Source organism: Enterococcus sp. AMC1252, from assembly GCF_058216515.1.
In genome coordinates, this window is the sequence record NZ_CM177097.1 from 2,846,899 (window position 1) to 2,861,279 (window position 14,381).

11 protein-coding genes are annotated in these 14,381 nt (G+C 37.5%); all 11 read right to left on the minus strand.

The window, feature by feature from the left end; genetic code table 11:
* Window positions 1-2: 2 nt before the first annotated feature.
* On the minus strand, window positions 3-860 hold the full coding sequence (locus tag AC4BB5_RS13480) for an SAM hydrolase/SAM-dependent halogenase family protein (RefSeq protein WP_490456632.1): 858 nt from the start codon (window positions 858-860) through the stop codon (window positions 3-5).
* 217 nt (window positions 861-1,077) lie between these two features.
* Window positions 1,078-2,433 (minus strand): phosphoglucosamine mutase, encoded by a 1,356-nt coding sequence (glmM, locus tag AC4BB5_RS13485; protein ID WP_490459071.1) that lies wholly within the window; start codon window positions 2,431-2,433, stop codon window positions 1,078-1,080.
* A gap of 86 nt (window positions 2,434-2,519) precedes the next feature.
* Window positions 2,520-3,668, minus strand: a complete 1,149-nt coding sequence (locus AC4BB5_RS13490; RefSeq protein ID WP_490456633.1) for a CdaR family protein — start codon at window positions 3,666-3,668, stop codon at window positions 2,520-2,522.
* Window positions 3,665-4,552, minus strand: coding sequence for a diadenylate cyclase CdaA (cdaA, locus tag AC4BB5_RS13495; RefSeq protein WP_490459072.1), 888 nt, complete (start codon window positions 4,550-4,552; stop codon window positions 3,665-3,667). The genes AC4BB5_RS13490 and cdaA overlap by 4 nt, the downstream gene beginning before the upstream one ends.
* A gap of 157 nt (window positions 4,553-4,709) precedes the next feature.
* The gene (gene nifJ / locus AC4BB5_RS13500; RefSeq protein WP_490456634.1) at window positions 4,710-8,387 is read right to left on the minus strand and encodes a pyruvate:ferredoxin (flavodoxin) oxidoreductase; all 3,678 of its coding nucleotides are present in this window, start codon (window positions 8,385-8,387) and stop codon (window positions 4,710-4,712) included.
* Window positions 8,388-8,603: 216 nt separating this feature from the next.
* Window positions 8,604-9,605: a DUF3114 domain-containing protein gene (locus AC4BB5_RS13505; RefSeq protein WP_490456635.1), complete on the minus strand. Its 1,002-nt coding sequence runs from the start codon at window positions 9,603-9,605 to the stop codon at window positions 8,604-8,606.
* A 142-nt stretch (window positions 9,606-9,747) separates the two neighbouring features.
* On the minus strand, window positions 9,748-10,056 hold the full coding sequence (locus tag AC4BB5_RS13510; protein WP_490456636.1) for an antibiotic biosynthesis monooxygenase family protein: 309 nt from the start codon (window positions 10,054-10,056) through the stop codon (window positions 9,748-9,750).
* Window positions 10,057-10,184: 128 nt separating this feature from the next.
* Complete coding sequence (gene glnA / locus AC4BB5_RS13515; RefSeq protein WP_490456637.1) at window positions 10,185-11,525, minus strand: type I glutamate--ammonia ligase; 1,341 nt, start codon at window positions 11,523-11,525, stop codon at window positions 10,185-10,187.
* Between the two features lie 44 nt (window positions 11,526-11,569).
* Window positions 11,570-11,953, minus strand: coding sequence for a MerR family transcriptional regulator (locus AC4BB5_RS13520; RefSeq protein WP_010764139.1), 384 nt, complete (start codon window positions 11,951-11,953; stop codon window positions 11,570-11,572).
* Window positions 11,954-12,211: 258 nt separating this feature from the next.
* Entirely contained in the window at window positions 12,212-13,453 is a 1,242-nt protein-coding gene (hflX, locus tag AC4BB5_RS13525) for a GTPase HflX (protein WP_490456638.1), read from the minus strand.
* A 3-nt stretch (window positions 13,454-13,456) separates the two neighbouring features.
* Complete coding sequence (gene miaA, locus AC4BB5_RS13530) at window positions 13,457-14,377, minus strand: tRNA (adenosine(37)-N6)-dimethylallyltransferase MiaA (RefSeq protein WP_490456639.1); 921 nt, start codon at window positions 14,375-14,377, stop codon at window positions 13,457-13,459.
* Between the last annotated feature and the right edge of the window lie 4 nt (window positions 14,378-14,381).

Below are 14,381 nucleotides of genomic sequence, written 5' to 3' on the forward strand. Positions count from 1 at the left end.
TCCTATTCAAAAATTATTTTTGGTGCTTTTCTTAATTGGATCATCCAGTCCGTTCCTGTTCCGATATGATACAATTTGGAAAATGAATCTTGATTAATCGCTACACCAATATTCACCAAAGAGTTAACATAAACTAAAGGTTCCCCAATATTTACATCTGCAAAAGATTTAGCAAACTTCATAATGTTCTGGTAAACTTTTTTTCCTTGGTGATAGATCGTTACTTGTAATTGATCGTCATGAACAATCTTTTCTTCTTTCATAAAAGCCAAAGGAATATTTGTCCACAAAGAACCAAAACGAATATCTAAAACATCGATACTGCCTTCTAAGATATGTTCATTATGCTTAGCTTCAATCAAAGGTAATGCTTCAATAGAATCAATTGCAACTGTAGTGCCCAGATCTTCAAAAGAAATTTCTCCACTAGCCAACCGCGCGCCATTATAGGCATAAATATCTCGACCATGAAATGTATGACTTTCCTCCGAATGAGGCAAACGGCTCGTAACCTCATTGATTGATCGAATCTCTTCAATTCCTTGATAGTGGGAAATATGTGTTAAGGATCCATTGTCTGGCGTAATAATAAAATGACCAGAATTTGTTTTTGCTACAACACTTCGCCTTGTACTACCTACACCTGGATCGACAACTGATACAAAAACAGTATCTTTTGGCCAATATTTCACAGTTTGATACAAACGATAAGAGGCAGCCCAAATATCATAGGGAGGAATTTCGTGGGTCAAATCACCTATGATGATTTCATCACTCACCATATGTGCTACACCATACATTGCACTTACTGCTCCATCACCGAGTCCAAAATCTGTTTGTAAAACTAAGTAATTCCCCATCACAATACTCCTCTCTAACATACTTCTATATTTTTTGAAAAATGAATTGATAGTGATCATTTTCCCTATCAATTCTCAAACATAGTACCTTTTTCTGTTTATTCTGTCAATAAACTTATCGAACGATTACTAAAATAATTCTGTGATTATTCGTCATTTATGTAGCCAGAAAAATAACCTGCTACATGATTTCATGTACACAGGTTATTCTACTTTTTTAGCCTACACCAATTTCTGCTTTCACAACATCAGCAATTTTATCAACATAGTAATCTACTTTTTCTTGTGTTGGCGCTTCAGCCATCACGCGCAACAGCGGTTCAGTACCGGAAGGTCGAACCAATATTCGCCCATCGCCATTCATTTCTGTCTCCATCAATTCAACTATTTCTTTGATTGCAGGAACATCCATTGCACCATGCTTGTCTGTCACCCGAATATTAACTAATTTTTGTGGATAAACCGTTAATTCAGAAGCAAGTTCCGATAGTTTTTTTCCTGTTTGTTTCATTACGTTCAATAACTGAATACCAGAAAGCATTCCGTCACCAGTTGTATTATAGTCAAGGAAAATCATATGGCCTGATTGCTCTCCGCCAAAATTATAGTCATTTTTGCGCATTTCTTCAACAACATAGCGGTCACCAACTTGAGTGATTACATCTTTCATTCCAGCTGCTTCCACAGCTTTACGGAAACCTAAATTACTCATGACTGTTGTAACGATCGTGTCTTTTTTCAAACGATTTTTTTCAGCAAGATACTTCGCGCAGATAAACATGATCTTATCCCCATCAACAATATTCCCTAACTCATCAACTGCAATGATTCGGTCACCATCACCATCGAAAGCAAGACCCACATCTGCCCCTTTTTCAACAACCATTTCGGCTAGTTTTTCAGGATGGGTAGACCCGACACCATCATTGATATTTAATCCATTGGGACTTGTACCCATTGTGTAAAAATCAGTTTCTAAGTCTGCAAACAAGCGGTTGACCGATGTTGCCGTCGCACCGTTTGCTGCATCTATGCAAACGGTTAAACCAGATAAATCACCTGGAATTGTTTGTACTAAGAATTGTGAATACTTCAATAAACCTTCTGGAAATTCATCAAGAGATCCTAATCCTTCTGCTGAAGGACGTGGTAAAATGTCTTCTTCTGCATCCAATAATGCTTCAATTTCAAGTTCTTGATCATCTACTAATTTAAACCCATCCGAACCAAAAAATTTAATACCATTATCTTCTGCTGGATTATGAGATGCCGAAATCATGACACCAGCTGACGCTTTTTGCAATCTTGTTAAATAAGCAACTCCTGGCGTTGAAATAACCCCTAATTGAAATACTTCGATTCCGACAGATAATAGTCCTGAAATCAAAGCTTGTTCTAATAACTGACCTGAGATACGTGTATCACGGCCAACTAATACTCTAGGGCGACGTGTAGAATCTTCATGTTGACTTAATACATAACCGCCAAAACGACCTAATTTAAATGCTAATTCTGGTGTTAATTCCTTATTGGCAATTCCTCTAACACCATCTGTTCCAAAATATTTACCCATCATAACTCTCCTTCTACTTACTAAGGTAGCAACAGCTACTTCTATTTAGCAAAAATCAAAACAGCTGATTACCTCAGTCAATCAACTTAATTTGCAGGAACTGAACTACTCCCATTACTTATCTCATCTTCGACAGTACTCTCAACGCTTGACGAACTTGACGAGCTTGAGGTACTGGAAGAACTTATTGTTTTTTCACTGGACGGTACAGGGTTTGGCGAAACTTGACTTGAATAAGTTGTTGTTGTACTTTGTCCCCCAGATCCAGAAAAACTATTATTAGTTTCTGCAAAGATTGGATTGATCGTCACTTCTACTTCCTCTGGTAAAACAATGTATTCTGCATTCGTTGGAATTTTTATTTTCTTTTTAGTCGATGATTTTATATTGCTCACATCAACAGGCAACTCTATCGTGTCAATTGCATCTAACACTGATTTTGTTCCTCTAATTTCGACTTTTTGCTCTGAAAGGTTAAACGTATAATGCTCAACGCCTGCAGGTGGTGAACCAGTTGGGCTAATTGTCAATCCAACTTCTTTTGACGGCAACGTTAACCCCACGACAACTTTTACTTGAGGCGCTGGATTTTCAATGCTCAATACTTGCCCTTTGCTATCAATAGCTTGAACATTGACCGTTTGTTTGATTGTATCAACTGATTGTTTAACATTTGATAGTGGAGCGATTACTCGAGTGATTGCCTTAGCCGTCTCTTCACCAGTTGTAATTTTCACAGTTTTAGGACTGACAGTAACTTTATCTACTTTATAGCCCTCAGTTTCTATAACATCTGGCAATTGAGCTTCTACATCAAATTCTTTCGTCACTTTTTTCTCTATCGTCACAGTTATCGTCTTAGGTTCAATTTCAGCTGTCACAGCCGTACTTAATCCTTTAACCCTCAATTGAATTTCTGTAGTTCCAAGCGGTGTTTTAGTTAAATCTGCTACCACTTGAAAATTTCTAGTATCTTCATTCGCTTCTAAATTTAATTGAATTCGATTTGCACTGCTCAAATGAACATTCACGGTTTCTTCATAACCAGATACAAAATACTTGGCTTGATCGTACTCTACTTGAACCGGAATGTTATAAAGCATTTCGTCATAAACTTGGTTTGTGCCAGACATATTGGAGATATTTCCAGATGAATTGGCATTGAAAAATAGTAACAAAGCAAAAAGCAATGCTAATAATCCTGAGAACCAATTACTTTGGGAGGGCTTTTTCATTTCTTTTTCGCCCCTTTCGACACACCTTCAATAAAGTGTTGCAAAAGATTCCTTTTGTCCTTACTTTCTTCGTCTGGTACTAATTCTGCTCTGAGAATTTTTAAATACTCTTCCTGCGTTAATCTAGGAATCAAGTCATTATTCAACGTCAGACTAACATCACCTGTTTCTTCAGATACAATGATCGTCACAGCATCACTAACTTCACTAATTCCAACAGCTGCTCTGTGCCGAGTACCGAATTCTTTTGGAATCAAGTTACTTTCTGATAGAGGAAGATAAGCACTTGCCACAGCGATTTTCCCTTGTTTTACAATTACTGCCCCATCATGTAGTGGCGTATTGGGAATAAAGATATTGATCAGCAATTCTCCAGTAATATCGGCATCTAAAGGAATACCCGTCTCAATGTATTCGTCTAATCCAGTATTTCTTTCTACTGTGATCAAGGCTCCGATTTTCCGTTTTGACATGTATTGAATCGCTTTATCAAAAGCGAGAATCATTTTTTCATCCTCTTGTTGCTCTGACCTAGTCGTACGGAAAAATGAGCTTCTGCCGAGATGCTCTAAGCCTCGCCGGACTTCTGGTTGAAAAATGACGACAGCTGCGATCACACCATACATAATCACTTGATTCATCAGCCAGGACAATGTATGCAATCCAATAATTTCACTTAATATTCGGATAACAATAAACACTGCGACCCCTTTTAACAGTTGGACAGCTTTTGTGCCTCTAACGAGCATGATCAATTTGTAGACCAGGTACCATACTACCAGAATATCTATGACATTAATAATATAATCACGGGACAAGAAATCAGATGAGATCAATTGCCGCCAATAATTTAAATCAAATAATTGACTAAGTTGAAAAGACATCATAAACCTCACCTCTCTCTGAAGATTTCTAAATAAGTATACCATAATCTTTTACTTGGTTACAGGATGAGTGCAAACTCTAGAAAAATTTAAGTAAAAAAATGAAAGAAGTAGAGTTGAGTATCTAACTTCTTTCATTCCAAATCAAAAAGATGTTTTATTCTTCTGTTTTTCCACGTTTTGCTGCTCGCTCAGCTCGTCTAGCTGCTCTTCTTGCATCAGCTTCTGGATCTGTCACTCGCTCTTTTTTCACGCGGGGAGCTTTTTCACTCTTTATTTCTGTCGTCGTTTTTTCTAGTTTTGCACGAATTTTTTCTTCCTGACCCGCCATGCGCGCATAGTTATAAAAACGATTTTTCGCATCATCGACTGTTTTTTCAAAAAGTTTACCCGCGAACTCAGGTTGCATCGATTCTAATGAAGAAAAACGAACTTGTTTACGCATAAATTCTTGCATTGCTTCAAAATTCGGTTTTTTATAATCTAAAGTCATTGGATTTTTGCCAGATTCTCTTAATTCTGGATTATAACGGTACAATGACCAATAACCTGAATTAACAGCTTCCTTGGCTTCTTCCAACGTTTTGCTCATTCCACCAGCTAAACCATGTGTAATACAAGGCGTATATGCGATAATGATCGACGGTCCAGGGAAGCGTTCTGCTTCTTCAAAGGCTTTAATTGTCTGCATTTGATTAGCGCCCGATGCAATTTGAGCCACATAAACGTTGCCATAGGTCATTGCCATCATGCCCAAATCTTTTTTAGAAACATATTTCCCACTGGCAGAGAATTTTGCAATTGCAGACGCAGGGGTTGCTTTTGATGTTTGGCCCCCAGTATTGGAATATACTTCATTATCTAAAACTAACATATTAACATCCGCACCACTAGCGAGAACATGATCGATTCCGCCATAACCAATGTCATAAGCCCAGCCATCTCCACCAATCATCCATTGGCTATTTTTCACAAACAGATCATGATCTGTATAAATTGCCTCTAACAATGGTTGATCATTTTTTTCATCAAGCAAAGCAGCTTTCAGTTTAACAGCACGTTGTTGTGTCCCTTCCCCAGTATGCATATGGTGAATCCAATCATCCATCAATAATTTTAATTCTGGAGAAGCAACATTCATTGCTTCACTCATTTTCATCGCTAAATGTTCCCGACGTGTTTGACTAGCTAACAGCATGCCATAACCATATTCCGCATTATCTTCTAGTAATGAGTTTGACCAGGCAGGACCTTGACCCTGGTCATTCGTTGTATAAGGAGATACTGGAGCTGCGCCGCCCCATATAGAAGAACAACCAGTAGCATTTGCAATCATCATCCGATCACCAAACATTTGGGTCAAGAGTTTCACATAAGGAGTCTCACCACAGCCAGAACAAGCTCCTGAAAATTCTAATAGCGGTTTGTTGAATTGTGTTCCTAAGACAGTATTTGGTTTAGCTGGATTTTCTTTTTGCTTCAAGGTCATAGAAAATGCCCAGTTCATTGCTTGTTCTTTTTGTTCTTCATATGGTTTCATAACTAAAGCTTTGCCTTTAGCCGGACAAGCATCCACACAAAGTCCACAACCAGTACAATCTTCTATAGAAACTTGAATTCGATATTTTAGTCCATCAGCTCCACGCATTTCTCTAACAATATATCCTTCTGGTGCTTCTGCCATTTCCTCATCATCTGCCAAAAATGGACGAATCGCGGCATGTGGACAAACAAAAGCACATTCATTACACATCGTACAGCGATCGCTATTCCACTCTGGCACTTCAACAGCGATTCCACGTTTTTCCACAGCTGTTGTACCAAGCGGCATCCGACCATCTGTCATATCATTTTTGATAAAGGCACTAACCGCAAGATCATTTCCTTCTTGTCGATTGATTGGTTCTACAATTTCATGAACATAATCAGTGACGTTTGCCTTACGGACTTTTGGCTTTACTTCAATTGTTTTCCATGTAGTAGGGACTTCTACCTTATGCAGAAGCTCAACAGTACGTTCAATTGCCTGAATATTTTTTTCAACAACGGACATTGATTTTCTAGCGTAACTTTTGAACGCTTCTTCTTTTAAGATTGGCAACACTTCATCAAATGGCATGATATCTGCCAATTTGAAAAAAGCCGTTTCCATCGCTGTATTGATCCGTCCACCTAAACCAACTTCACTCGCTAATTTAACAGCATTGATCGTATAAAAATTAATGTCATTTTCAGCTAAGTAACGTTTTAATTTACTTGGTAAGAAGCGTTCTAATTGTTCATCATTCCAGACCGTATTTAACAAAAAAGTACCGCCCTTTTTCAAGCCTTTAACCAAATCATACGTATTTAAATACGCCGCAGTATGACACGCAACGAAATCCGCATGCTCAATCAAATAAGTCGAACGAATCGGTGTCTCACCAAAACGTAAATGAGAAACTGTTAGCCCACCAGATTTTTTTGAATCGTAATAGAAAAATCCTTGAGCATACTTATCAGTATGATCTCCAATAATCTTGATAGCTGATTTATTGGCTCCCACTGTACCATCTGAACCAAAGCCCCAGAATTTTGCTTGATAGGTATTTGGATTGGTCAGATCAAGAGCTTCCCCACAATCAAGTGAGGTATATGTCACATCATCTACGATTCCAATCGTAAAACGAGATTTTGCCTCTTTTTTATTCTTTAATAGCTCATCATAAATCGCAACGATTTGGTTTGGTAAAACATCTTTTGATCCCAATCCATAACGTCCGCCAATGATCATTGGACGCAAATCAGATTCATACATCGCACTTTGAACATCCAAAAGCAACGGCTCCCCACCTGCTCCTGGCTCTTTTGTACGATCCATCACACCGATTGCTTTGACCGTCTTAGGCATTTTTTCTAAAAAGTTTCCAATAGGAAATGGGCGATACAAATGAATATTCAAGAATCCCACTTTCCTACCTTGTTTCGTTAAGTAATCAATTGTCTGCTCGATTGCTTGAGCAGCTGATCCCATGGAGACAATCACTTCCTCAGCATCTTCAGCTCCATAGTAAGTAACTAAATCGTAGTTCGTCCCTCTTAATTCATTGATTTCATCCATATATTTTTTCACAACAGCTGGAATTTGTTCATAATAGCTATTGATCGTTTCACGTTGTTGGAAATGGATATCTGGATTTTGATTTGTACCGCTAACGGAAGGATGATTTGGATTCATACTTCTGCTACGGAAATCGTCTAATTTTTTTCGATTCATTAGTGGTGCCAATTCATCATATTCCAACATCTCAATTTTTTGAATTTCATGACTTGTCCGAAAACCATCAAAAAAATTAATAAATGGCACACTGGATTCAATCGATGCTAGGTGAGCGACCGCTGATAAATCCATCACTTCTTGAACACTACTCTCACATAACATGGCAAAACCAGTCTGACGAGCAGCCATTACATCTCCATGATCACCAAAAATGTTCAATGCATTCGTGGTTAGTGCTCGACTCGCTACATGGAAAACTGACGGAAGTAGTTCTCCTGCAATCTTATACATATTTGGAATCATTAATAGTAAACCTTGCGAAGCAGTATATGTAGTTGTTAACGCCCCTGTTTTCAATGATCCATGAACCACACCGGCAGCACCTGCTTCTGATTGCATTTCAACAATTTTAACCGGCTGTCCAAAGATATTTTGCTTTCCTTCGGCCGACCACTGATCAACAAGTTCAGCCATCGTTGAACTTGGTGTGATTGGATAAATAGCGGCTAATTCAGTAAACGCATATGAGATGTATGCAGCGGCTGTATTTCCATCCATCGTCTTCATTTTTCGCATTATATATTCATCATCCTTCTATCTAAAAGTAGAATAGTTGCACGCATATTCTTCTCCATTATAACGGAAGCCACCCAATTTTGGAACAGTTTGTGAAAAAATTTCACAAACTTATTGATTATTTAGCTTTCTGCCATTTGTGATAATATGAATTTTTGTGAAAAAAGTCTGGACCAAACGACTCCTGACTTTAGTTATTCTTGCTTCGGTTTTTCGTTATCTTTTTTTATACCTTATTCCTTTTTCTCCCAACCTTCGGACTAGCTGATAAAATACATTATCTGTAGGAGAAAGCCATTTTTGTTTGAGTTTACTTCGTGCATTGGTATCGAAATATCTAGGCGGATTACCGTCTAATTTATCATGTGTATGACAATGATCCAATCTTGGTTGCTCTCCATAGTTAAATGATTCACCATTTACGATTGCACATTCTAAGTCCTCTTTTGTCAGAACTCGCTCACTCCATTGGCTAATCATTTGACCTTTTTCATCTAAAATAAATTCACTATGATAATCTCCAGATAAAATTTTCCGATAGAAACCACGTTTTCTGATTTTCTTTATTAGACCTTTATTTGTAAGAGTTCTAGCTCCTTTTTTAAAATCCTCTACTGATATATCTGTATCTAAATAAGCACGATTATGATACTGAGGATCAGCATAAAACCAATCACTGCCAAGAATCATTTTTATTGCCGCTTCATCATTTTTCAACCCGTGTCTTTTTTTATATTTTTCCACATACTTTATATTACATTTATCCAATTGATTTCTAAATTGATGAATTTTGGTTTCTTCTTCGTATTTTTTCTTGAGAGCTATTTTCGCTATTTTTTTGTCTTCCCTTGCTATCGCTAAGCCATCAGGATATGCTTGTCGTACTGCTTCTGCATAGCTAGCAAAAAATGGGGCGCCTGGCGGCATTTGACTACAGAATTGATACTCTGATTTCGATAACTGCAAATCACCAAACTCATCTAAGTAACCACCTAAATGATTGATGACTAACATCACCTTTTCTTTGTCTGAAAGCTGACTGCTTTTAAACATGTTTGTGTATATTTCAGAACCTACTAAAAACGTCGATCGATCAATGCTTTTATCATGTTCATCTCTATTATTTATGTAGACCACAAGAGCAGCATTGTCCCACCCTTGTTGTTTAAGTATTTCTATTTTTTTAAGGATCATTGAAGAAAAATTCGCTTCTTTCATGTCTTTTTCCCCTTAACGTTTGTTTGACTTCTACTATACCTGCTTTTTTGTTAAATTTACACTCATTTGAACGAACAAAAAGAAAGAAGAGGCTAGGGCATAACTCTACGAGTTACATCCTAACCTCTTATAATCTACATTTTTATGCAGAAACTTCATAACTCTTTCTAATTTTGTCTATGACAAAAGATGGTTTAGTATCTTTATTCTTGTGGGCATCTCGATGTTCTTGTAAATGTTCTGGTCGTTTCAGCCAATTTTGGAAATCTTTTTTACTTTGCCATTTAGAAACTAACATGAACTCACAGGTATCCTTATTCTCCGAAAACCAACATTCACTTGACAAACAACCAGAAAATCCTATCATTGAAGCAACATCTTTACTTGTCTTAGTTTCAAACCTTTCTTTTCCTTCTTTTTTTATAACAAAAGTTACAGTCTGAACGTTCATGAATTTATCTCCCTCTTGATTCAATTGATAATGGTTCTCAATTAAATTATAGCATATTTCTTTAGGATTAACTGAATGAATTTATAAAAAAAGTGGATAAACCCTACTTCGGTTTATCCACACAACTATTAATATAATTCTAAATATTGCTCTCTTTCCCATTCAGAAACTGTTTGGCGGAAAGCAGCCCATTCCATACGTTTCGCTTCAACAAAGTTTGCATAGATATGACTACCCAAGGCATCAATCATTACTTCATCTTTACGCAATTCTTTGATTGCGTTGTGAATTGTTGAAGGTAAATCATGGATTTGTGCTTCTTTTCGTTCCTCTTCGTTCATCACATAAATGTTGCGATCAACTGCTTCTGGCGGAACAATTTCGTTTTTGATTCCATCTAGACCCGCTTGTAAAAGGACAGCCATTGTTAAATACGGATTGGCAGAAGGATCGACTGAGCGTAACTCTAAGCGAGTAGATAAGCCCCGTGATTCAGGTACTCGTACCAATGGCGAACGATTGCGACCACTCCATGCAACATAAACAGGCGCTTCATATCCTGGTACTAAACGTTTATACGAATTAACCGTTGGATTACAAACAGCAGTATACGCACGAGCATGTTTCAGTAAACCGCCAAGGAAATGGTAAGCTGTTTGACTTAATTGCATCGGACCATTTTCATCGTAAAAGACATTTTCTTCACCTTTAAACAACGACATATTACAATGCATCCCTGAACCACTGATTCCATATAGTGGTTTTGGCATAAATGTTGCGTGCAACCCGTGTTTTCTGGCAATCGTTTTAACAACTAACTTAAATGTTTGGATATTATCACAGGCTTCTATAACATCAGCATATTTAAAATCAATCTCATGTTGTCCTGGTGCAACTTCATGATGAGACGCTTCTACTTCGAAACCAAGGCTTTCTAACTCCAGAACAATATCTCGACGACAGTTTTCACCCAAATCTGTTGGTGCAAAATCAAAGTAACCACCGCGATCATTTAGATCTGTCGTGATCTTACCATCTTCATCTAATTTGAATAGGAAAAACTCTGGCTCAGGTCCAAGATTGAAAGAGGTAAAACCTAGCGCTTCCATATCCGCCAATGCGCGCTTTAAATTCCCTCGAGGATCTCCTGCAAAAGGTGTTCCATCCGGATTGTAAATATCACAAATCAAGCGGGCAACTTTCCCGTGTGTGCTCTCCCAAGGAAAAATCATCCAGGTTGATACGTCTGGATATAAATACATATCGCTCTCTTCAATCCTCACAAAACCTTCAATAGAAGACCCATCAAACATCATTTTATTACTTAATACTTTGTCTAATTGGCTTACTGGAACTTCCACATTTTTGATTGTCCCCATAATGTCTGTAAACATTAATCGTAAAAATCGAACATTTTCTTCATCTGCTATTCGTTTGATATCTTCTACTGTGTTTTGTTTCTTCGTCATTGTCTTCCTTCACGTCCTTCATTTTTTTGTATAGAACTTAGCTGTTACAATTTTGGTCCTCTGGATTGGAATGGATTTTGTTGAGTAAGTCCGCCTTGAGAAATAAGTTCATCATATAAAATTTTCCGAACATCTTCGTCAGTCAACGGTTTGTTTGATTCTTGCGCATGCATTTGTTCTTCCAGCTTCATTTCATAGACACGCTTGATCCCTGCCATGTTTAGACCATCTGATAAATAATCCTTGATTTCAAGCAATACATCAATGTCATTTAGTGAATACATGCGGCGGTTCCCTTCGCTTCTTTCAGGATGAATCAGATCTTGCTCTTCATAATAACGAATTTGACGTGCTGATAAATCAGTCAGTTTCATAACTGTACCAATTGGAAAAACTGACATCGATCTTCTCAGTTCCTTCTCTCTCATATCCACCCCCCTCTCTTAGATAGGTATAGGATATCAATACTTTTTTCTATTGTCAATGATTTATGTTAGGTTTTCTGACATAAAAATAAATAATCTAGTAAAAGCCTTATATATCAATGATTACATACAAGTTTCACTGCTAAATAAAAAAAGGCATCTTGAAAGATACCTTTTTGATTTATTTTACTCTATAAAAACTATCTGCTCCTAACTTGTTGCATTCTCTAAGTGTCTCGACCTCAGAGGAACTCTCCTACGTCAGACCTCATAATCTCGGATCCATCTAGAATTTTTTTTAGCAAATCCTTTAACATGATATACATTTTCAGTTTCTTCAAATGACTCAGACAAAAGTAAGGTATGACGAGTCATTTCACTTAACCTATATCCTTGGGTTGCAGGAATATCAAACTGATATGGCACTAACAACTCCATCATTGTCTCTCTAACAGCTTTTGTAAGTTCTTCTTTCCCTACCGTACTTTTAGCTGAAACCAATACGTTCGGAAATAACGTTGGAACAAAATCAGTGTCCTCGATTTGATCACTTTTATTATAAACAGTTAAAACAGGAATCTGCTCTAGGTCCAAATCATTCAATAGTTCGACAACAGTTTGTTCATGTTGTAAGCGCTCAGGAGCACTTGCGTCTACTACATGTAATAATAAATCCATCCCTCGGCTTTCTTCTAATGTTGATTGGAAAGCCTCGATCAACTGAGTTGGTAAATCTTGAATAAACCCTACAGTATCTGTCAGAGTGACGATCATGCCTTGCGGAAGTTGCCACTTTTTCGTTAAGGGATCTAATGTAGCAAACAATTGATCTTCTGAGTATGTTCCAGCTGTTGTTAGTAAGTTTAAAATCGTTGATTTTCCTGCATTTGTGTAACCAATCAACCCAATTTGAAAAATATCCGAAGATTGACGTTTCTGTCTACTTCGTTCACGATGAGCTGTAACTTCTTTTAGTTCCCGTTTAATTGTTATAATCTTATCTCGAATATGCCGACGATCAGACTCAAGCTTTGTTTCCCCAGGTCCTCTGGTACCGATCCCTCCACCTAAACGAGATAATTGCTTTCCTTGCCCAATCAACCTCGGCAGTAAATAATTCAATTGAGCCAATTCAACTTGTAATTTACCTTCTTTGGAACGAGCCCGCATCGCGAAAATGTCTAAAATCAATTGCACTCGATCAATCACTTTCACTCCTACTGCTTCAACAATCAACTGGTTTTGTCTCGGTGTCAATTCATGGTTGAAAATAACAATATCTGCTTCATAAGCATCAACTAATTGGACTAATTCTTCTACTTTTCCTTTACCGATCACAGTCTTCGAATCTACACGAGGACGTTTTTGCGTTAGACAAAATACAACTTCCCCTTGTGCTGTTTTAGTCAAATTCTTTAATTCCTTCATAGAACCTTCAAAACGAGAATAATTTTCCTCAGTTTCTACTCCTACTAAAATGACTTTTTCTGCTATTTTATCCATATTTTATCCTTCCGAAGAATCCAGCCAGTCCGTTATCTCCTTTTCTAACGCAAAAACCGTAGTAGGAGCTTGCACTAAATCCCACCAGCTAGCATTCATGCGATTTTTAAACCAGGTTAATTGCCTTTTCGCATATCTTCTTGAATTTTGCTTTACTTGTTCTGTTGCTTCAACTAATGGTTCATTGCCTTCAAAATAAGGAAAAAATTCTTTATAACCAATCCCTTGAATCGATTGTTGCGGTTGTGTCTTATAAAGTAGCTCCGCCTCTTCCAAGAGTCCTTGGGTGATCATCATATCCACTCGTTGATTAATCCGTTCATAAAGCTTGCTGCGATCAGTTTCCAGTCCCACTAGAAAATAATCATATAACTTCTTTGGTGCCTCTTTCGGCGTTAGAATGCTGTAGCCAGTTTTATCAAATACTTCCAACGCTCGAATTACTTTTTTACGATTATTAAAATGAATACTTTCAGCTGCTAACTTATCTTTTTCTTGTAATAATTCCCATAAACGCTGATTACCATGTACCTCAGCGAACTGCTGATATTTCTCACGGATTTCTGTTGATTCATCTTTGGCTCCTAATTCAAAATCATAAAGTAGCGCTTGAACATAAAGTCCAGTTCCACCGACAACGATTGGCAGCTTCCCTTTTGCCACGATTGCATCAATCGCTTGACGCCCTTCCTTTTGAAAATCTGCTACAGAATAGGTTTCATCTAATTCTCTGCAGTCAATTAGATGATGTACAACCCCTTCACGTTCATCTTTCGTTGCTTTCGCTGTCCCAATATCTAACTGCTTATAGACTTGCATTGAATCACCACTAATAATTTCTCCATTTAACTTTTTTGCTAGTTCAATACTTAAAGAGGTTTTTCCAACTGCTGTTGGTCCTACAATCACTAATACTTTTTTCAATCGA